The sequence below is a fragment of the Arthrobacter methylotrophus genome (genome assembly GCF_039539965.1).
GTDB classification, from domain to species: Bacteria; Actinomycetota; Actinomycetes; order Actinomycetales; family Micrococcaceae; genus Arthrobacter; species Arthrobacter methylotrophus.
Map to the genome: position 1 here is coordinate 3,809,874 of NZ_BAABED010000001.1, position 20,039 is coordinate 3,829,912.

A 20,039-nucleotide genomic window follows, 5' to 3' on the forward strand; every position below is an offset into this window, starting at 1 on the left:
TGGCGCTAGTGAAGGCAATTCGAAGGTTTACAGTCCGTACTCTGCTCCCTGAGCCGATCCAGCCGCTGGCACGTCTCGCAACCAACCTGCGTTGGTCGTGGCACCGCCCCACCCGCGAGCTCTTTGCAAGCCTCGACCAGGAATTGTGGCAGGAGAACCGCCATGATCCCATCAGCCTTCTGGGATCAATCAGCCGCGATCAATTGGACCAACTTGCCTCCAACAATGATCTTGTTGAACGTGTCCAACAGGCCGCGGCGGATCTTGACCGGTACCTGAGTGAACCGCGCTGGTACCAGGGGCTAGGGCCGGACGCTCCGGCGTGCATCGCCTACTTCTCACCTGAGTTCGGTATCACGGAAGTGCTTCCGCAGTACTCGGGTGGCCTGGGCATCCTGGCCGGTGACCATCTGAAGGCCGCTTCGGACCTGGGCGTGCCGTTGATCGGCGTCGGACTGCTCTACCAGGCGGGCTACTTCAAGCAGTCCCTTTCGCGGGACGCCTGGCAGCAGGAAACCTACCCGGTGCTCGACCCGGACGGACTCCCGCTGACGCTGCTCCGTGAACCGTCCGACGACGGCCCCGGCAAGCCAGTGACGATTTCGCTGCCGCTGCCCAATGGACGCAAGCTCAATGCGCACATCTGGCGGGCCGACGTCGGACGCGTGCCCCTCCTGCTGCTCGATTCGAACGTTCCCGGCAACGACGACGCCGCGCGCGGCATCACGGATCGCCTCTACGGTGGCGGTGGCGACCACCGTCTGCAGCAGGAACTCCTGCTTGGCATGGGCGGAGTGAAGGCGCTGCGGGTCTACCAGCGCCTCACGGGCACCCCGGCCCCGGAAGTGTTCCACACCAACGAGGGCCACGCAGGTTTCCTGGGTATCGAACGCATCCAGGAGCTCATGTCCACCGAGGACCCGCTCTCGTGGTCCGAGGCTCTCGCGGCCGGGCGGGCGTCCACCGTCTTCACCACGCATACCCCGGTTCCGGCCGGGATCGACCGCTTCGAGGCCGTGCAGATTCGGCACTTCTTCGACGCAGGGCTGGCACCGGACGTTCCCGTGGACAGGGTCCTGGAACTCGGCAGGGAAAACTACGAGGGTGGCAACCCCGCAGTCTTCAACATGGCTGTCATGGGATTGCGCCTGGCGCAGCGGGCCAACGGCGTGGCCAAACTGCACGGTGTAGTGTCGCGCGAGATGTTCTCCGGGCTTTGGCCTGGCTTCGACCACTCCGAAATCCCGATCACCTCGGTCACCAACGGGGTCCACGTGCCCTCCTGGGTGGATCCGCGTATCTCTTCTTTGGCCCGCGAGCAGTTCGGAACCGAAGCCGAAGCCGTGGGCCGTTGGGACCTCGCCTACAACGTCAGCGACGAGGACGTCTGGAAGCTGCGCCGGCAACTTCGCGTGTCCCTCGTGGAGGACGTGCGGCGCCGGCTCCGCGCAGCGTGGAAGAAGCGCGGTGCCGCCGATGCGGAACTGGGCTGGACCGACGCCGTCCTGGACCCGGACGTACTGACGATCGGCTTCGCCCGGCGCGTGCCGACCTACAAGCGCCTCACACTCATGCTCCGGGACCCCGCACGCCTGAAGGCACTGCTGCTTGATCCCAAGCACCCCATCCAGCTGGTTATCGCCGGTAAGTCACACCCCGCGGACGACGCCGGCAAGAAAATGATCCAGGACCTGGTGAAATTCACCGACGACCCCTCGGTGCGGCACCGGATCGTGTTCCTGCCCAACTACGACATCGCCATGGCCCGCACGCTCTTCCCGGGCTGCGACGTATGGCTGAACAACCCGCTCCGTCCCTTGGAAGCCTGCGGCACCTCCGGCATGAAGGCGGCCATCAACGGTTCCCTGAACCTGTCCGTCCTGGATGGCTGGTGGGATGAGATGTACGACGGCGAGAACGGCTGGGCGATCCCCACCGCCAACAACGACGCGTCTCCGACCGAACGCGACGACATCGAGGCCGCAGCCCTGTACGAGCTCTTGGAGACCCAGGTGGCCCCACGCTTCTACGGTTCCACAGTGTCCGCGGACGCCGGCGCCGCAGGTCCCTCGCAGTCCCCTCCAGAAACCGTCCCGACGCACTGGGTCTCCATGATCAAGCACACCTTGGCCCACCTCGGCCCGGCGGTCTCGGCCGAACGCATGCTCCAGGACTACGTCAATACCTTGTACCGTCCAGCCGCAGAGTCGGGGCGGCGTGCGGGGACCGGTTCCTTCAAGGAAGCGAAGGAATTGGCGTCCTGGATCACCAAGGTCCGCGGCGCCTGGCCGCAACTGGTCGTGGAGCACGTCGATTCCGTAGGCGTCTCCGAGGAACCCCAGGTCGGCGACACGCTCCGCGTCAATGCATACATCGCCCTCCACACCCTGACGCCGGCGGACGTCAGCGTCGAGGTGGCTTATGGGCGGGCCGAGGAAACTGACGAGCTGGAGGACATCACCGTGGCCGAGCTGAACTCCTTCGAGGATCTGGGCAACGGCCGGCACCTGTTCACCGGCTCCATTCTGATCAACCGCTCCGGTTCCTTCGGCTATACCGTCCGGGTCTTCCCGAAACATTCCTCCCTGGCTTCGAAGGCGGAGCTAGGGCTGATCGTCAACGCATAGCGGTCAAACTGCCTGCCGGGCGGGCTCTGGCCCGCCCGGCCCGTATGCTACTGCTGGAAGACCGCGATGACGGCGAGGTCCCGTCCGGAGTAGCTTTCTGCGTCCTGGAGGATTTCACACACCACTCCGAAGGACCGGTCCGTGCGGTAGGCCGCCGGGACCTGCCAAATCAGCGTGACGGGCGGCTGGCCGTCCTCGGACACGGTGTCTGCGAAATCGTGGAGTGAATCGTTGAGGGCGTCCAGGTCCACGCCGTAGTACTCGGGGAAATCGAGCACTTGGCCGAAGACCTCCAGGACCGCCTGCTTACTTGCTGCCGGGGGAACCATCACCGTGCGGCGGCCGGCGTCGGACACTTGTTCTTGCAGTTCTTCCAGCGTCCAGGTATCAGCGGAATAGATCTTCATGGCGTCCCTAGGTGCGGTAGATGTTGATGGTGTTGCCTTGGACCACTTCCCGCTCGCCTGCTGCAACCAGTGCTCCCTGCCTGCGGTCATTGAGCTCGGACGTCGTCAGGCGTAGCTCGAACATACGGCTTCCCGTGCCGGATTCGGCCATCAATTTAGGGAGGACGACCTTGTGGTCATCCTTGTTGCCGTTGATCACGATCAGTCCGCGGAAGGCGCCACCTTCCGAGCTCATCAGCAACTGGACAATCCGCAAGGAGGAATCGTGCCACCGGGCCTCCGTCATGGGCTGGCCCTTTTCATCAAACCACTCCAAGCCCGTGCCGCTGTCCGGGAAACCGGCGCCTTGGGCCTTCATGAACTCTTTGCGGAGCCGGATCACCCGTTTGGTGCTCCGCAGCATCTCATGGGATTCGGGTGTCTGGGTCCAGTCGATCCACGTCAGTGGGTTGTCCTGGCAGTAGGCGTTGTTGTTCCCCTGCTGCGTTCGTCCAAGCTCATCGCCAGCCGTGATCATGGGTACGCCAAGGGAGATCATCAACGTGGTCATGAGGTTCCGCTTGGAAAGGGCGCGCGCCGAGAGGATCGTCTCGTTTTCCGTGCGGCCTTCGAATCCGTGGTTGCAGCTGAGGCTGTGGGTCTGCCCGTCCCGGTTTTGCTCGCCGTTGGCCTCGTTGTGTTTGCGGTCGTAGGACACCAGATCTGTCAGGGTGAAGCCGTCGTGGGCCGTGACGAAGTTGAGCGAAGCGAGCCTGGAACGTCCGGATGGTTCAAAAACCCGGGCCGAGCCCGTCAAGGCGTCGGCGAGATCTCCCATGGTGCTGCCGGACATCCCGCCTTCCACGGATCCGCGGTCCGAGAGCCAGAAACGGCGTACGCCGTCCCGGAAGTGATCGTTCCAGTCCACCCATCCCTTGGGGAACCGACCGGTCTGCCAGCCGCCGTACCCCACGTCCCAGGGTTCGGAAATGAGCTTGGCCTTGGACAGCACCGGATCCTCCGCGATGCGCTTCAGGAAAGGATGCTCGGGATCGAATTCGTTACCCGCATTGCGGCACAGCGTCACGGCAAGGTCGAAGCGGAAGCCGTCAATGTGGAATTCATCCACCCAATAGCGCAGCGAGTCGATGGCCAGGTCAACTACCCGGGGTTCGGCGAAGTTGAGGGTGTTGCCGCAACCGGTCGTATCAAGGTAGCGGCCGTGGGCATCGTGGCGGTAGTACTCCCGCTCCCCCAGGCCCCGGAAACTGAAGGTATCGCCGTCGGGACCGCCTTCCGCCGTGTGGTTATAGACGACGTCGAGGATCACTTCGATCCCCGCGGCATGCAGCAACTTCACCATGCCCTTGAACTCGTCTTGGACGGCTTGGGGACCCGCCTGCTGGGCTGCCTGGGTTGCGTAGTCCGCATGCGGGGCGAAGAACGCAGCTGTGTTGTATCCCCAATAGTTGGTCAGGCCCAGGTACTGCAAGTGCTGCTCGTCCATGTGGAAATGCACGGGCAGCAATTGAACGGCTGACACACCGAGCGAGTGGAAGTGCTCGATCATGGCGGGATGAGCCATGCCCGCGTAGGTTCCACGGAGGTGCTCCGGGATATCCGGATGCTGCATGCTTTGGCCCCGGACATGTGCCTCGTAGATGATGCTGTCCCGCCACGGCGTGCGAAGCGGCCGGTGGTCTTCACCCCAATCGAAGGCCGACTCCATGCGGACGGAGGTCAACAACTCCCCGCGCTGGTGCACCGCCCGGCCGTAGGGATCCAGCAACAATTGCTCGGCGTCGTCGGCGTCAAAGTCCGGAGCGGGAACGGACAGCGGGACTGCGTCCTCAAGGACGGCGGCACGGAAGCCGTACCGGCTGCCAGGTGGCAGCCCGTCCACGATTCCGTGGTGCACTCCGTCATCTATGTTGGGCAGTATCTGGACTTTCCAGGAATCGCCGGGGGCCTTGTAGGCGAGCTCGATTCGGGTGATCCCGGGTGCCCACACGGCAACGTTGACCCGGTCAGGAGAGTGGGCATCGCCGTCGGACGCTCCAGGCCGCGGAACACTCAGCCCAAGCGGCGACGGCCGCGAGGCGCCCGTTGTTGATGCTGTGTCAAAAATCGGCATAACCATTGATTGAGAGTTTAGTCTTCGATGCCAAATCTCTGTTGTCCGCTGCTCATATGACAGTGTCGATGGCCGGCGGTCGGGGCCGGACCGACGGCCCCAGCGGGTGCAAACAGGCCGCTCACCTGCTGAAACGTCCTATCACCCGGTTCCTGGGGCGTCTCCCGAAACCGGACGTGTGCGCTGATTGTGTCAAGGGGCCGGATAGCCTGCCGGCCCGCGGATGAGTTCGATTCCTCCCCGTGGTCGTTGCATACTTTGCCTATAGACCATATGGAGGTAATTGTGCGAATCGCCCTTGCTCAACTCATCAGCGGCCGCGAACTGGCAGACAACCTGATCCTGTTGGAGGCCTACGCGCGCCGGGCCAAGGACGGCGGTGCCGAGCTGGTGGTGTTCCCGGAGGCGACCATGCGGGCGTTCGGGAATTCCCTGATCGACATCGCCCAGCCCCTGGATGGCCCGTGGGCCAGCCGGGTGCGGGAGATCGCCCAGGAACTTAGGATCGTGATCGTGGCCGGCATGTTCACCCCCGGGTTTGCGTCCGACGGCAGCAGCAACGGCAAGGTGAGGAACACCTTGATAGCCACGGGACCCGGCGTGGAAGCCAGCTACGACAAGATCCACCTCTTCGACGCCTTCGGTTTTGCGGAATCGGACACCGTTGATGGCGGCACGGATCCAGTAACGTTCGACGCCGGCGGCCTCACCTTTGGCCTGGCCACCTGCTACGACATCCGGTTCCCGGCTCTCTTTACGGCCAACGCTGTCCGCGGAGCCGACGTGAATATCGTGTCCGCATCCTGGGGAGCCGGGCCGGGCAAGGCGGAGCAATGGACGCTGCTCGCCCGGGCCAGGGCGATCGATACCACAACCTTCGTACTCGCCTGCGGCCAGGGCGATCCCGCGAGCGAAGGCCGCGAGCCCAAGGGTGCCGCGCCCACCGGAGTGGGGCACTCCGTCGTCGTGTCACCCCTGGGAACGGTATTGGAAGAGCTCGACGCCGAACCCGGCCTGTTGTTCGCGGAGCTGGATGCCGCCGTCGTCGAGGACGCCCGAATCAAGCTCCCGGTCTTGGCGAACCGCCGCGACTTCTAAGGCGACTTTTCGGGCAGAAAGCGACGCTCTCTCACATATCACGGGAAAACGACGGACGCCCGCTCACATCTAGTGAGCGAGCGTCCGTTGGAAACGTCAAAAAGGTGAGCGAGCGTTGGCTACTTGGCTGCGCGCTGCCTTGAGACTTCGTACAGGGAGATCCCCACGGCCATGGAGGCGTTGAGCGATTCCATGGCGGAGTCGATCGGGATGGAGATGATCTGGTCGCAGTTTTCCCGGACCAATCGGCTCAGGCCCTTGCCCTCGGAACCCACCACAATGCATACGGGATCGGTGGCCAGGGCGAGATCCGGCAACGAGACGTCGCCGTCGCCGTCCAGGCCCAGCACGAAGATGCCCATCTCCTTGAACTGCTTGAGGGCGTTGTTGAGGTTGGCCGCCCGGGCCACGGGGACGCGGACTGCCGCGCCGGCGCTGGTCTTCCACGCAGAGGCCGTAACACCGACGGAGCGGCGCTCAGGCACAATCACGCCGTGTCCACTGAAAGCGGAGACGGAGCGGATGATGGCGCCCAGGTTTCGGGGATCCGTGATGCCGTCAAGGGCGACGAAGAGGGGCGCGTTGGCGATGTACCCCTTCTTCCACTTGCCAACCGTTTCCTCGGCGAGATCGTAGGCGTCCTGGTACTCGTACGGCGGGATCTGCAGCACGAGGCCCTGGTGGACGGCGTCCTCGGTCATGCGGTCCAGTTCCGGCTTACCGGTTTCCAGCAGCGGGATACCACGTTCCGCAGCGAGCTTGAGGGACTCCTTGACGCGATCGTCCATCTCGATCCGGATGGCAACGTGCAACGCCTTCGCGGGGATGCCGGCGCGCAGGGCTTCCACCACGGAGTTGCGTCCAGTGACTACTTCCTCAGTAGCGCGGCCCTTCGGACCCGAGCGGGCGCCGGGATTGGAGCGGCTGGCTCCCCCGGCGGCACGCTTGGCTGCCGAGCGTTCGGCCAGCTGCTTGCTCTTATAAGCCTTGTGGTATTCACGGTCCTCGGCTTTGGGGGTTGGACCCCTGCCTTCCAAGGCCTTTCGACCGTGGCCACCGGTTCCAGTGGAGGGGCCCTTCTTCTTCTTGACAGCCCGACGACCGTTGTTGGCCATGAATTCCACCCTTGATTGTGTTGAGTACGTCTGCAATCAAGTCTACTGAATCAACTTAAATCGGGCCGACGGCGCAGATTCAGTCCCTTTTCAGGCTCCAGCTGGCACCATCAGGGCCATCCTCGACGGCGATTCCAGCCGCGGCCAGAGTGTCCCGGATCGCGTCGGAGGCTGCCCAGTCCTTACTGGCCCGTGCTTCGGCGCGGGCCTGCAACTGTGCCTCCACCAGGACCTCAAGGGCTTGGACGGTCTCGGAGTTCTCCTGGACTTCGCCACGGACATCGTTCAGTCCAAGCACAGTGGTCATGGCCCGGACGGCTTGAAGCGCTTCCTTGGCCACGGCATCGTCCCCTGATGCCAGCGCCGTGTTGCCCGCGCGGACTGTTTCGTGCAGGGCGCCCAGAGCCTGTGGCACGTTGAGATCATCATCCATGGCGGCAGCAAAAGCGTCCGGGACAGGGCTGGACTCGGGATGCGCGGCGAAGCCGCCGCCGAACTTCTTGGAAGCCTTCGCGATGAAACCGTAGATGCGGTCCACGGCGGCCGCGGCCTCCTGCAGCGACGTGGGCCGATAGTCCAAGACGGAGCGGTACTGTGCCTGGCCGAGGTAGTAACGAACTACCCGCGGACTGGCGAGCTCCAGCATTTCCTGGGGGCTCACCGTGTTTCCCACCGACTTGGACATCTTTTCGCCCTCGTAGGTGACCATGCCGTTGTGCAACCAGACGTTGGCGAAGCCGTCACCGGCGGCCTGGGACTGGGCCATCTCGTTCTCGTGGTGCGGGAAGCGGAGGTCCAATCCGCCGCCATGAATGTCGAACTGCTGGCCCAAGTACTTTGTAGCCATGGCGGAGCATTCAAGATGCCAACCCGGCCGCCCGGTTCCCCACGGCGAAACCCAGCTCGCCGTCGTCGGCTCTCCGTCTTTGAAGCCCTTCCACAGCGCAAAGTCGCGTGGGTCGCGCTTCCTGTTACTGAATTGAGGCTCGACGTCGGCGGCTCCCTGCATGTCGTCGATGTTCTGGCGGGTCAGCGAGCCGTACTTGCTCCAGGAGCGGACGTCGAAGTAGACATCCCCGGAGCCGTCCAGCGCAGGATAGGCGTGCCCACGGTCGATGAGGCGTTGGATGAGAGCGTGCATCTCGGGGATGTGGCCCGTAGCTCGGGGCTCGTAGGTGGGGCGGGAGACACCGAGGGTATCGTAGGCCTGCTCGAATTCCTGCTCGTAGCGGTAGGCCAAGGCCCACCATTCCTCCTCGGCCTTGGCTGTGGCTTCTTCGGCCCAGTCCGGCCCGAACGACTGCGCCGACTTGGCGAGAATCTTGTCGTCGATGTCCGTGACATTGCGGACTACCGTGACACGCAACCCGCGGTATGTCAGCCAGCGTGTCAACTGGTCGAACGCGATCGCTGAACGGACATGTCCAACGTGAGGCATCCCCTGTACCGTGGCACCACAGTAGTAAACGCTGGTCTTCCCGGCTTCAAGGGGAACGAAGTCGCGGACTTCGGCGGATGCAGTGTCGTAAAAGCGCAGGGTCACCGCTCCAGATTAGCGGATGCACACCATTTGCCTTCGTCGCAGCACCTACCGGCGTTCAGGCACCCTCGCCGCGGACTGTCGCCGGCACGGCGTAAACGAGGGCGGTCGCGACGGCGGAGATGCCCTCGCCCCGCCCTGTGAAGCCCAAGCCATCGCTGGTGGTCGCCGTAACGCTCACAGAAGCCCCCGCGGCAGCGCTGAGGACACGCTGCGATTCTTCGCGCCGCGGGCCGAATTTGGGCCTGTTGGCAACGAACTGCACTGCCACGTTCCCAATTTCAAAACCGGCATCCCGCACAATTCTGGCCGCTTCGCCCAGCAACTTCACTCCGGAAGCACCGGCGAATTCGGGACGGTCCGTACCGAAATGCGTACCCAGGTCACCAATGCCACAAGCAGAGAAGAGGGCATCCGCAGCTGCATGGGCGACGCAATCGCCGTCGGAATGTCCTGAAAGCCCGCGTTCCCCCTCCCAAAACAGCCCGCCCAGCCAAAGCGGTTGCGGTTCGTCCTCCGGCGCATAGGCGTGCACGTCCACACCGATGCCCGTCCGCGGCAGGATCATGGCGGCATTCCCGGGCGCAGGGCCCATCAGCCTTCCACCCATCGGACTCCGAGCGGCCCTTCCAACAGGCCTTCGGCAATGATGAGGTCCAACGGCGTGGTGATCTTCAGCGATTGACTGGCGCCCCGCACCGCGTGGACGCGTACGCCCAGTAGTTCGACCAGCATGGCATCATCCGTGATTGCAGCTGATTGGGTGTCGTCGAAGTGTGCGGCCGCCGCGTGGGCACGCAGCAAAGTCTCATAGTCGAATCCCTGCGGTGTCTGCACGGCACGGAGTTGCTCCCTCGGCGCGGTGCCTGTGACGATCTCCGGCGCGATTCCGGCGTCGTCCCCGTCAGTTTCGGCGACCATTTTGACGGTGTCCACCACCGGAATGGCGGGGATGACTGCCTTGGCGCCTGACGAAAGCGCAACAGCCACGCGGTGGAAGACCCGATCGGGCGTAAGGGCTCGCGCGGCGTCATGGACCAGCACAGCGTTCGTCCCTTCAAGCACGGCCTCAAGGGCAGCACGGACCGAATCGGCCCGAGTGGGGCCGCCGTCGACCACTGTGACCAGGGGGCCGTCAGTGCCGAGCTCTTGCCGGAATTCCTCACAAATCGCGCGCAGCTCCAGGTCCCCCGCGGGGAGGGCAACGCAGATCTGGCGCGCGACATCTGCCGCAGCGACGCCGCGAAGGGCATGGGTGAGGATCGCTTCGCCGCCCAGCGGCACTCTTGCCTTGGGCATACCGTAGCCGAGCCGCTCGCCAGAGCCTGCCGCAACGACGACGACGGCAGTGGCCTCACGATTGGATGGTGTAGTCATGCGCCCAAGCCTACGTGGTGCCCACCCGCCCAACTAGCTCGCATTTGATGTCGTTTACAGGGCTCATAACGACAACAAATGCGAGCTAGTTGGGGAAGTTGGCTGGCACCGGGGATTCATGCAAAAGGAAACCCCGGTGGCAGATTGCCACCGGGGTTCAAAACTTTGAATCTTGTTAGGAAGCCAGAACTTCGTCGAGAACGCTTGCAGCCTTCTCTTCGTCGGTCTTCTCAGCCAGTGCCAGTTCTGAAATCAGAATCTGACGGGCTTTGGCCAGCATTCGCTTTTCACCTGCGGAAAGGCCGCGATCGTGATCACGGCGCCAAAGATCGCGGACGACCTCTGCAACCTTGATGACATCGCCGGAAGCAAGCTTCTCCAGGTTTGCCTTGTAGCGACGGGACCAGTTGGTGGGCTCTTCAGTGAACTCGGCACGGAGCACGTCGAACACGTGTTCCAAGCCTTCCTTGCCCACCACGTCCCGAACCCCAACAAGGTCTACGTTTTCTGCTGGAACTTCAATGGTCAGATCACCCTGAGCCACCTTGAGCTTGAGATACATTTTCTCTTCGCCCTTGATAGTGCGCATCTTGATTTCTTCAATTTTTGCTGCACCGTGGTGAGGGTAAACTACTGTCTCGCCGACCTCAAAAACCATGTGGACTTTCCCCTTTCCCGCAGACCAGTTTATCACGCTTAAGGCATACGATTGGCATGGAGAGGGGCCCCGAGGCCTGTAAATACGCGGAAAATGGCCTTTTCGGCCCTCCAGCACCCCCTTGACGGGAGGGCATAAAAGTGCATGGGACACAGCGTCCCGGACGACCCTACTCCTCTCGGAGGGCCGCCACAATGGTGATCGAAAGCCGTGTTCCTGCTAGTTTGCCGATAGGCTATGCCTGAAAAGTGTTCCAATGACTCTTAGAGGAGTACGTGTCGTGCGCATTACTGCGATGAACCGCGTCCAGCGCGGCAAGCTGGCGATGGCGTCGGCCGCTGTCGCCATCGGTCTCTTGTCCGTGACTGGCTGTGCCTACATCAATCCCCAGCAGACCAACCAGCAGTATTCTCCGTCTGACGGCGTGAGGGAAGACCTCGGTTCGCTTCAGCTGCGCAACATGCTCATCATCTCCACGGATGCCAACAAGCCGGGCCGCGTCATTGGCGCCGTGTTCAACACCTCCTCGAGCGATGCCACCCTCACCCTCAGCGGCGCCGGCGGGTCACAGGCGACCGTTCCTGTGAAGGCAAAATCCGAGACGTACCTCAACGAAACCACCGACGCCGTCATTCTGAGCACCAGCGGCGGAAACCCTGGCTCCATGGCTTCCGTCACCATCAAGAACGGCTCCGATTCCCGCACCGTGCAGTTCCCGGTCCTGGATGCTTCGTTGAAGGAATACCAGCAGTACCTCCCCACCGCGTCCGCTTCACCGAGCCCCTCAGCCAGCGGTTCCGCCACCCCGAGCAACGGTTCCACCTCGTCGAGCAGCAGCGCGAGCCCGACGTCGAGCGCCAGCAGCACCGGCCACTAAGGCGGCAAGGGCCCGAGCCTGCAAAGCTCGGCCGCCCACGAAACCACAAAGGAAGGGCTCCCACCAGGGAGCCCTTCCTTTGCCGTTGCTATGTGTTTGCCCTGCGAGGCCGTTCCGGCCGCTCAGGGCATGCGGTTCCTACGGCTCGAACTTGTAGCCGAGGCCCCGCACCGTCACGAGGTAGCGGGGAACCGAGGGGTCGGGCTCGATCTTGCTGCGCAAACGCTTCACGTGGACATCCAAGGTCTTGGTGTCACCCACATAGTCCGAACCCCAGACGCGGTCGATCAACTGCCCACGGGTAAGGACCCTGCCCGAATTGCGAAGGAGCATCTCCAGGAGTTCGAACTCCTTGAGCGGAAGCGATACTTGTTCGCCGTTGACGCTCACCACATGCCGCTCAATGTCCATCCGGACCGGACCGGCCTGCACGGTGGACGTGATGAGTTCCTCGGGCTCGCCTTGCCTGCGCAACACAGCACGCACGCGAGCCACAAGTTCCCTCGAAGAGTACGGCTTGGTGACGTAGTCGTCCGCGCCGAGCTCAAGGCCGACCACCTTGTCGATTTCAGAGTCCTTGGCGGTCAGCATGATCACCGGAACGCTGGAACGTTGACGCAGTTGCCGGCAAACCTCCGTGCCAGGTGTCCCCGGCAGCTGCAGGTCCAGCAGCACCAGGTCTGCCCCGTTGCGGTCGAACTCCACCAAGGCGTCGCTTCCGTTGTCCACCACCTGGACATCGAAGCCTTCCTTGCCCAATAGATAGGACAGAGGGTCGCTGAAGGACTCCTCGTCCTCCACGATCAGAATCCTGCTCAAGCGCCAGCTCCTTGCTCTTGGGCGCGTACCGCACCCGTCGTTTGAATCACGCTTCGGGGCTTCGCCCCGGCGTGGTCAGCCTCCTGGCCTTCCATTTCCGGAAGGCGGATGGTGAAAGTTGAACCCTGGCCGGTCTGGGACCAGACGGTGACCTCGCCGCCGTGGTTGGACACCACGTGCTTGACAATACTCAGACCCAAGCCTGTACCCCCGGTCTGGCGGGACCTGGCCGCGTCCACGCGGTAAAAACGTTCGAAGATCCGCTCTTGGTCTTCCGGGCTAAGCCCCTCACCCTGGTCTGTGACGGAGATAGCCACCACGCCCTCTTTGGCGCGGACACCTACTCCCACCCGGGTGTTTTCGGGCGAATAGCGGATCGCGTTGTCGATCAGGTTCCGCAAGGCAGTGACCAACAAGTCCTGATCGCCGAACACCATGGTTTCCGTCCGGCCGCCGACCACGATCTTGATGTTCTTGAGCTCGGCCGGGAGCTGCGAGCGATCCACGGCTTCGGCAATTACCGTGTTGATATCCACCGCGTGCCCCTGCTGCGCCACGTTGGCGCCCTGGAGGCGGGACAGCTCTATGATGTCTTGCACCAGAGCGGCGAGTCGTGTCGATTCCTTGTGCATGCGCTTGGCGAAACGGCGGACGGCTTCTTCGTCGTCCGGGCTGGCCTCGAGCGCCTCGGCCAGCAGGGAGATGGCGCCTACCGGGGTCTTGAGTTCGTGCGAAACGTTTGCGACGAAGTCGTTGCGGATCTCTTCGGTACGGGTGATTTCCGTGCGGTCATCGGCCAACAGGACGATATATTCCTGTCCGAGCATGGCTGCCCGCACCTGCACCACGATAGTGCCCTTGCCCAGCGGACCGCGGGGCAACTCGAAAGTCTCCTCCAGGATCACGCCGTCGCGCCGCACCTTCGCGGTCATGTCCAGCAACTGCTTATGCACCACGGTGTGGCCCCTGACGAGGCCGTACGCGTAGGCCGCTGGACTGGCGCGGACGACGCCGTCGATCGCGTCCACCACGACGAAAGCGCGCCCGACGACGGACAGCACCTCCGCTGCGCCCTCCGGAAGAATCGGTTCGGCGACGTCCAGGTCCGCGATCCGTCGCTGCCGTTCACTGAGCCTGAACGCGAGCACGCCAAAGACGCCGCACGACAGGCCGACGAGACCTGCGATGACACCGATGAGCACTGGATCCACGGATCTAGCTTATGCGCTGAAAACACTGCAAAATATGGAACGGTCACCAATCGGCCCCGATTCAGCTAACGTTCACCTAAAGATGCGCAACCGTTCACGGACCACTGCGATCGTTGCTAGTTGGACCATAGTTAAGCCGCGATGATTTCCGCGCCGTCAGAGGGGTGCGGAGAAGATTTCCAAGGAGAGGACGCCACCGTGCGCAAGGTTTTTCAGGAGGAGCTCACCCAAGTCGGTGAGGACCTCATCGAGATCTCAAAACTGGTCACTGAGGCGATCCAGAATGCGACCACCGCCTTTGAAGGCGCGGACGTCGATCTCGCCCAGGACGTCATTGCCGCTGACGCCCGCATCGATTTCCTGCAGAACGGCCTCGACGAGCGGGCCATCGACATCCTTGCCCTCCAAGGCCCCGTGGCCAGCGACCTCCGGATGATTGTCGGCTCCCTGCGGATGAGCGCATCACTGGAGCGCATGGGTGACCTCGCCAGGCACGTGGCCCAACTGGCCCGCCTGCGCTACCCCTCGACGGTCATTCCCGAGCAATTGACGGCAACATTCAAGGACATGGCCCGGCTCGACCTCGAGATCAGCCAGAAAGTGACCCTGTTGCTGGAGACCCGCGACTTGGAAGTTGCCCGGGACATCCTCAAACTCAACATCCACGTCGACGACCTCCACTTGAGTGTCTTCCGGGCCGTCGCGGATCCCTCCTGGGCCGAGAACGCGGCCACCACCGTGGATGTGGCCCTCGCCAGCCGCTACTTCGAGCGCTTCGCCGACCACGGCGTCTCGGTCGCCCGAAAAGTGACCTACTTGGTCACCGGCGAATGGCAGCCCGAAGGCTTCTAGCCCCCGCCAACAACGGGTTTAAACCTTAAACAACGACGCCGGCCGCCACACCTCGCAAGGTGGGGCGGCCGGCGTCGTCGATTAACGGGAGCGCAGCGCGTTCTTCGGCTGCGAAAGCCTACTTCTTGCCCTGCGCTGCAACAGCCTTGATGGACTCCGCTGCAGCCTCGGGATCGAGGTAGGTTCCACCGGGGTTGATCGGCTGGAAGTTGTCATCCAGCTCGTAGACCAGCGGGATGCCCGTGGGGATGTTCAGGCCCGCGATGTCCTCGTCGCTGATGCCGTCGAGGTGCTTGACGAGCGCGCGCAGGGAGTTGCCGTGCGCAGTGACCAGGACAGTCTTGCCCGCTTTGAGGTCTTCCTTGATGTCCGATTCCCAGTACGGCAGAAGACGCACGAGGACGTCCTTGAGGCACTCGGTGCGCGGGAGGGCGTCGCCGAGGTCCGCGTAACGGGGATCGTTGGCTTGGGAGAACTCGCTGTCATCGGAGAGGGGCGGCGGCGGGGTGTCGTAGCTGCGACGCCATTCCATGAACTGCTCTTCGCCGAATTCGGCGAGGGTCTGGGCTTTGTCCTTGCCCTGCAGGGCACCGTAGTGGCGCTCGTTGAGGCGCCAGTCACGCTTGACCGGGATCCAGCCGCGGTCGGCTTTATCCAAGGCGATGTTCGCCGTGTTGATGGCCCGCTTGAGCAAGGAGGTATACAGGATGTCTGGGAGAACGTTGTTCTCGACCAGAAGCTCTCCGCCGCGGGCGGCTTCCTCGCGCCCTTGCTCGTTCAGGTCGACGTCCACCCAGCCGGTGAACAGGTTCTTGGCGTTCCAGTCGCTGTGGCCGTGGCGCAGCAGAATCAGCTTGTAAGTCATGACTTTTATCCTAAGCGATCCGGCCGTGCCGTTGCCGGGCGTTACGCCACTACCCTTTCACCGCAACGCGGGGTCACTTAGCGCCGATGTTTGTACGTCGGATGGGCCGTAAGTGACCCCGCGTAGGAGGATAAAGTGGAACCGTGGTGCAAAAAGCGGAGCGGGTGCAAGGAAGACGCGGCAAACCCGTCGGCAACATCACAAGGGGCACCACCAATCCCAACCGCATGCGCCGCCTGGACCGCTGGCTGGCGGGACCGCAGGCTTGGCGGCTGCGCTCCGCCGTCGACCCTTTGGTAGTGGACCTGGGCTATGGCGCTTCCCCGGCCACCGCGGTCGAACTCTTCGAAAGGCTGCAGGCCGTGCGCCCGGACGTTCGTGTATGCGGGATCGAGATCGAACCCGAGCGCGTCCGGATCGCCAAGTCCTTGGAAAGGCCCGGGCTCAGCTTCCATGTGGGCGGATTCGAGGTTCCTGTTCCAGGCAATCCCGTGCTGGTTCGTGCCTTCAACGTGCTGAGGCAATATGAGGAATCGGACGTGGCCGGGATCTGGGCGTTGGTACAGTCGCGCTTGGCGCCGCACGGGTTGTTTATCGACGGAACCTGCGATGAAATCGGTCGCCGGGTGACGTGGGTTGCGCTGGATCCGGACGGGCCGTTGAGCCTGAGCCTATCCATGCGGTTCGGCGGTTTCGAGCTGCCCTCCGACGTTGCAGAACGCCTGCCGAAGGCTCTCATCCACCGCAATGTCCCGGGAGAACGGATCCACACTTTCTTGAATGCCTTGGACCAGGCCTGGCTGGAGGCGGCACCACTTGCGTCGTTTGGCAACAAACAGCGGTGGACGGCCATGTGCCAATCAACGCGCGACGCCGGATGGCCCCTTCAGGACGGACCATCGCGTTGGCGCTTGGGGGAACTTACCGTCGACTGGGCCGCTGTGGCTCCGGCCTAGTTGGCCAGCAGGAGTCGGGTCACCAGGGACCGTACGGACCTTGGTTGCGGCCGCTGTTGCCGATTTCCTTCACCGCGGGGCGGACGTCCGCCAGGTAGACACACGCCGCGGTCACGGCAGCGATGCCGAAGAGACCCAAGCCACCGCCGCCCGTGAGGACGGAAGAGCCGCCGATGACCGCTGCAATGCAGGTCAGGGCCAGCCAGAAGGTCTTAGTACGCTTGGATGCGGCTTCGAAGGAGGAGGGTTTGTGGCGCAAGCAATCCACCAGCGCCCAAAGCTCCAACGCAAAGGCAACCAGTCCCAGAAGGAAGTAAATCCCATTCTGGATGTATGAAATCAAAACTTTTCCGTCCACGTCCCCCAGCCTAGCCGTCAAGCGCCTTGAGCGCTTGCTCAAGGTCCGCCCAGAGGTCTTCGACGTTCTCGATCCCGACGCTCATCCTGACCAGATTGTCCGGCACGCTGAGAGGCTCGGCCGTGTGCCGGCGTCGGCGTTCGATGAGGGACTCGACTCCGCCCAGCGACGTAGCGGGGAGCCACAACTTCAATGCACGGACCAGCTGATCGGCGGCGTCGGCTCCGCTGCGGGTCCGGTCTCCCGCCAGCTGGATACACAGGATGGAACCGAAGCCTTTCATTTGGGACTTGGCCCGCTCATGGCCAGGATCGGTGGGGAGGCCCGGGAAGCGGATCGACTCGACCCGCGGGTGGGTACTCAACCTCTCGGCCAGCGTCGCGGCAGACGCCTGGGAGCGTTCGATCCGCAGTGCCAGGGTGCGCAGCCCCCGGAGCGCGAGCCAGGCCTCGAAAGGACCCGCAATGCCGCCGTGGATGATGCGGTGGTGGAGGAGTTCCGCGCGCAGCTCAGGATTGGATGTCACCAAAGCGCCAAGGACGACGTCGGAGTGGCCGGCCAGGTATTTGGTGACGGAGTGGAGCACGACGTCCGAGCCCAGGCGGAGGGGCTGCTGCACGAGCGGCGTGGAAAAGGTGTTGTCCGTGACAACGATGGCGCCGGCCTCATGGGCCGCGGTGCTCAAGGCCTGGACATCGGCGATGCCGAGCATCGGGTTGGTGGGGCTTTCAATCCACAACATGTTTGCGGGCTTTCCGTCCGCAGGGGCGAGCTGCGCTTTCACGGCGTCCGTGTCGGCAATATCAACGGTCCGCAGCTCAAGGATGCCCTTGGCCGCGAGTTCGGCAGCCATGACGAGCGATCCCGCGTAGCTGTGCGTGGGCATGACGAGGACTCCCCCAGCGGGCACGAGTGACAACGCCGAGCTGACCGCGGCCAGGCCCGAAGCGTAGAGCAGCCCCGGAAGTTCGGCTCCCTCCAGCTGGGACAGCGCTTCCTCGAACGGGTCCCAGGTGGGGTTGGCGTAGCGTCCGTACCCGCGGTCACCGTCGCCCAACGCTCCTGTGCCGAAATACGTGGAGGACAGAACGATAGGCGGGTTGACGGGCTGGTCATGGCTACGTTCGGGACGGCCCGCCGCGACCACCACAGTGTCAGGGGATAGATCCGCGGCATGTTCTCGGGAAAGACTCATTGCTCCAGCCTAAGGCCCGGGGAGCCGGGGCTGGAAAGGCGTTACGGCTGAGTTTCGCCGAGCGGCAGGTTCGGTCCCGCACGGGTGGGCCAGCACCGCCGTCGAGCACTGTCGGTGTTCCTCTGTAGGCTTAGAACCGTGACTACGCAGCGCGAAGAGCGGGACCAGAACCCCACGCCGGACCAGCGCCCTGGGCTCTTCATCGCCTTCGAGGGCGGCGACGGGGCCGGAAAGTCCACACAAGCTGCCCTCCTGGCCGAGGCACTCGAGTCCCACGGCTTTTCCGTGCTGCGCACGCGCGAACCCGGTGGGACTCCGATCGGCGAAAAGCTGCGTTCCTTGGTGCTGGACCACGGCCACGGCACTATCGACCCCCGGACCGAAGCCCTCATGTTCGCCGCCTCCCGGGCCGCCCATGCAAGCCAAGTCATCCGTCCCGCTTTGGCACAAGGTTCCGTGGTCATCACGGACCGATACATCGACTCTTCGGTCGCCTATCAGGGTGCTGGCCGGGACCTTGGAACCGGAGACGTCCGGCAGCTCAACGAATGGGCCACCGAAGGCCTCGAACCGGACCTGACGGTGCTCCTGGATGTTCACCCCGGCGATGGCCGGGACCGCAGAACCGCCGGTGATGCCGCGGAAGACCGGCTCGAGTCGGAACCGGATGACTTCCACGCCCGCATTCGCACCGCGTTCCTGGAACTGGCCGAAGCCCACCCCCAGACGTACCTCGTACTGCCCGCCAAGGATGCCATCGAGGACCTTGCCACGCAGATCCTCCAGCGTGTGCAGGACTTGCTCGGGAGCCGCACATGAGCGTTTGGGATGAGCTCCAGGGCCAGGCGCCCGTCGTCGCGCAATTGCGTGCCGCCGCCCAAGGCGACGGACTCACGCACGCTTGGCTGTTCACCGGTCCGCCCGGTTCCGGCAGGTCCAACGCGGCCAAGGCGTTCGCTGCGGCGCTAAATTGTGAACAGGACGATGTTGCCCTCCGCGGCTGCGGCGAGTGCGCCTCGTGCCGGACTATCCTTGGCGAAACCCATTCAGACGTGACCTTTGTCCGCACGGAGAAAGTCACCATCACCATCGAAGAGGCCCGCCAGCTGGTGTCCAAGGCTGGGGACCGGCCGGCGTCGGGCCGTTGGCGGATCATTGTGGTGGAGGATGCGGACCGCATGGCAGAGCGCACCACCAACGTGCTCCTCAAGGCGATCGAAGAGCCGACGCCCCGAACCATTTGGATGCTGTGCGCGCCGTCACCGGCCGATGTCCTCGTCACCATCCGCTCGCGTTGCCGCCCGGTGAGCCTCCGGATTCCGCCAGCTGCCGACGTCGCGGCCCTGCTGGTCAGGCGCGACGGCGTCGACCCCGCCATCGCCGACCGGGCCGCCCGCGCAGCCCAAAGCCACATCGGGATCGCGCGTCGGCTCGCCCGCGATCCGGAGGCCAGGGAGCGCCGGATGGAAACCGTCCGTTTCCCGCTGGGTCTGCGGGGCGTCACTGCTGCCGTGATGATGGCGGAAAAGTTGGTGAAGATCGCGACCGAAGAGGCCAACAGCTCCAACGACGAACGCGACGCCACCGAGAAGGTCGCCTTGTTGGCGAGCTTGGGCGCGCCGGAATCGGGGACGTTGCCGCCGTCGATGCGCAGTCAGGTGAAGCAACTTGAGGACGACCAGAAACGGCGGGCCAAACGCTCCATCACCGATTCGCTGGACCGCACCCTGACCGATCTGCTGTCCTTTTACCGGGACGTCTTGGTCATTCAGTTAGGGAACGCCGTGGAATTGGTCAACGTTGAACTCAGGAGCGAACTGGAAGCGTATGCCGCTGGCTCCACGCCTGAGGTCACGTTAGGGCGCATGGATGCCATCAATAAGGCGCGCGTCCGGATAACCACCACCAACGTGGCACCCCTGCTTGCCGTCGAATCCATGGCGAGCAGCCTGATTCAGCAATAGCCGGATA

The 20,039-nt window shown here is 63.6% G+C and carries 19 protein-coding genes; 7 read left to right on the plus strand and 12 right to left on the minus strand.

Annotation, left to right across the window (positions count from 1 at the left end; translation table 11 throughout):
* The first annotated feature begins 8 nt into the window (after positions 1–8).
* Positions 9–2,627 carry an alpha-glucan family phosphorylase gene (gene glgP / locus ABD884_RS19650; protein ID WP_345050188.1) on the plus strand — a complete coding sequence of 873 codons (2,619 nt, stop codon included), beginning with the start codon at positions 9–11 and terminating at the stop codon, positions 2,625–2,627.
* Positions 2,628–2,674: 47 nt separating this feature from the next.
* Here the strand turns inward: glgP and ABD884_RS19655 are convergent, their stop codons facing one another.
* Positions 2,675–3,034, minus strand: coding sequence for a barstar family protein (locus tag ABD884_RS19655; protein ID WP_028265987.1), 360 nt, complete (start codon positions 3,032–3,034; stop codon positions 2,675–2,677).
* Positions 3,035–3,041: 7 nt separating this feature from the next.
* Positions 3,042–5,153, minus strand: a complete 2,112-nt coding sequence (glgX, locus tag ABD884_RS19660) for a glycogen debranching protein GlgX (RefSeq protein ID WP_345050195.1) — start codon at positions 5,151–5,153, stop codon at positions 3,042–3,044.
* 279 nt (positions 5,154–5,432) lie between these two features.
* On the opposite strand from glgX, the gene ABD884_RS19665 reads away from it, so the two are divergent.
* On the plus strand, positions 5,433–6,245 hold the full coding sequence (locus ABD884_RS19665; RefSeq protein WP_345050199.1) for a carbon-nitrogen hydrolase family protein: 813 nt from the start codon (positions 5,433–5,435) through the stop codon (positions 6,243–6,245).
* A 119-nt stretch (positions 6,246–6,364) separates the two neighbouring features.
* Here ABD884_RS19665 and rlmB read toward each other — a convergent pair whose 3' ends face one another.
* From rlmB to ABD884_RS19690, 5 genes are all read right to left on the minus strand, one after another.
* Positions 6,365–7,360 (minus strand): 23S rRNA (guanosine(2251)-2'-O)-methyltransferase RlmB, encoded by a 996-nt coding sequence (gene rlmB, locus ABD884_RS19670; RefSeq protein ID WP_345050204.1) that lies wholly within the window; start codon positions 7,358–7,360, stop codon positions 6,365–6,367.
* 79 nt (positions 7,361–7,439) lie between these two features.
* The gene (cysS, locus tag ABD884_RS19675; protein ID WP_345050208.1) at positions 7,440–8,903 is read right to left on the minus strand and encodes a cysteine--tRNA ligase; all 1,464 of its coding nucleotides are present in this window, start codon (positions 8,901–8,903) and stop codon (positions 7,440–7,442) included.
* A gap of 55 nt (positions 8,904–8,958) precedes the next feature.
* Positions 8,959–9,468 (minus strand): 2-C-methyl-D-erythritol 2,4-cyclodiphosphate synthase, encoded by a 510-nt coding sequence (ispF, locus tag ABD884_RS19680; protein WP_376954556.1) that lies wholly within the window; start codon positions 9,466–9,468, stop codon positions 8,959–8,961.
* Positions 9,469–9,494: 26 nt separating this feature from the next.
* A complete protein-coding gene (gene ispD, locus ABD884_RS19685; protein WP_345050217.1) occupies positions 9,495–10,277 on the minus strand; it encodes a 2-C-methyl-D-erythritol 4-phosphate cytidylyltransferase in 783 nt (260 codons plus the stop codon).
* A 175-nt stretch (positions 10,278–10,452) separates the two neighbouring features.
* On the minus strand, positions 10,453–10,935 hold the full coding sequence (locus ABD884_RS19690; protein ID WP_011690592.1) for a CarD family transcriptional regulator: 483 nt from the start codon (positions 10,933–10,935) through the stop codon (positions 10,453–10,455).
* A 295-nt stretch (positions 10,936–11,230) separates the two neighbouring features.
* On the opposite strand from ABD884_RS19690, the gene ABD884_RS19695 reads away from it, so the two are divergent.
* Positions 11,231–11,812, plus strand: coding sequence for a hypothetical protein (locus ABD884_RS19695; protein WP_345055089.1), 582 nt, complete (start codon positions 11,231–11,233; stop codon positions 11,810–11,812).
* A gap of 138 nt (positions 11,813–11,950) precedes the next feature.
* Here the strand turns inward: ABD884_RS19695 and ABD884_RS19700 are convergent, their stop codons facing one another.
* On the minus strand, positions 11,951–12,631 hold the full coding sequence (locus ABD884_RS19700; protein WP_059388662.1) for a response regulator transcription factor: 681 nt from the start codon (positions 12,629–12,631) through the stop codon (positions 11,951–11,953).
* Entirely contained in the window at positions 12,628–13,833 is a 1,206-nt protein-coding gene (locus ABD884_RS19705; RefSeq protein WP_051423047.1) for a sensor histidine kinase, read from the minus strand. The genes ABD884_RS19700 and ABD884_RS19705 overlap by 4 nt, the downstream gene beginning before the upstream one ends.
* A 207-nt stretch (positions 13,834–14,040) precedes the next feature.
* Between ABD884_RS19705 and phoU the strand changes: the two genes are divergently transcribed.
* Positions 14,041–14,694: a phosphate signaling complex protein PhoU gene (phoU, locus tag ABD884_RS19710; protein ID WP_345050233.1), complete on the plus strand. Its 654-nt coding sequence runs from the start codon at positions 14,041–14,043 to the stop codon at positions 14,692–14,694.
* Between the two features lie 118 nt (positions 14,695–14,812).
* Here phoU and ABD884_RS19715 read toward each other — a convergent pair whose 3' ends face one another.
* Positions 14,813–15,559 (minus strand): phosphoglyceromutase, encoded by a 747-nt coding sequence (locus ABD884_RS19715; protein ID WP_345050235.1) that lies wholly within the window; start codon positions 15,557–15,559, stop codon positions 14,813–14,815.
* A 143-nt stretch (positions 15,560–15,702) separates the two neighbouring features.
* Between ABD884_RS19715 and ABD884_RS19720 the strand changes: the two genes are divergently transcribed.
* Positions 15,703–16,515 (plus strand): class I SAM-dependent methyltransferase, encoded by an 813-nt coding sequence (locus ABD884_RS19720; RefSeq protein ID WP_376954542.1) that lies wholly within the window; start codon positions 15,703–15,705, stop codon positions 16,513–16,515.
* 19 nt (positions 16,516–16,534) lie between these two features.
* Here ABD884_RS19720 and ABD884_RS19725 read toward each other — a convergent pair whose 3' ends face one another.
* Together ABD884_RS19725 and ABD884_RS19730 are read right to left on the minus strand one after the other, a co-directional pair.
* Complete coding sequence (locus ABD884_RS19725) at positions 16,535–16,873, minus strand: DUF2516 family protein (RefSeq protein ID WP_028265975.1); 339 nt, start codon at positions 16,871–16,873, stop codon at positions 16,535–16,537.
* 10 nt (positions 16,874–16,883) lie between these two features.
* The gene (locus tag ABD884_RS19730; RefSeq protein WP_345050242.1) at positions 16,884–18,068 is read right to left on the minus strand and encodes a trans-sulfuration enzyme family protein; all 1,185 of its coding nucleotides are present in this window, start codon (positions 18,066–18,068) and stop codon (positions 16,884–16,886) included.
* Between the two features lie 138 nt (positions 18,069–18,206).
* Between ABD884_RS19730 and tmk the strand changes: the two genes are divergently transcribed.
* Positions 18,207–18,887 (plus strand): dTMP kinase, encoded by a 681-nt coding sequence (gene tmk / locus ABD884_RS19735; RefSeq protein ID WP_345050246.1) that lies wholly within the window; start codon positions 18,207–18,209, stop codon positions 18,885–18,887.
* Positions 18,884–20,032, plus strand: coding sequence for a DNA polymerase III subunit delta' (locus ABD884_RS19740; protein WP_345050250.1), 1,149 nt, complete (start codon positions 18,884–18,886; stop codon positions 20,030–20,032). Before tmk ends, ABD884_RS19740 begins: the two co-directional genes overlap by 4 nt.
* Positions 20,033–20,039: the final 7 nt, after the last annotated feature.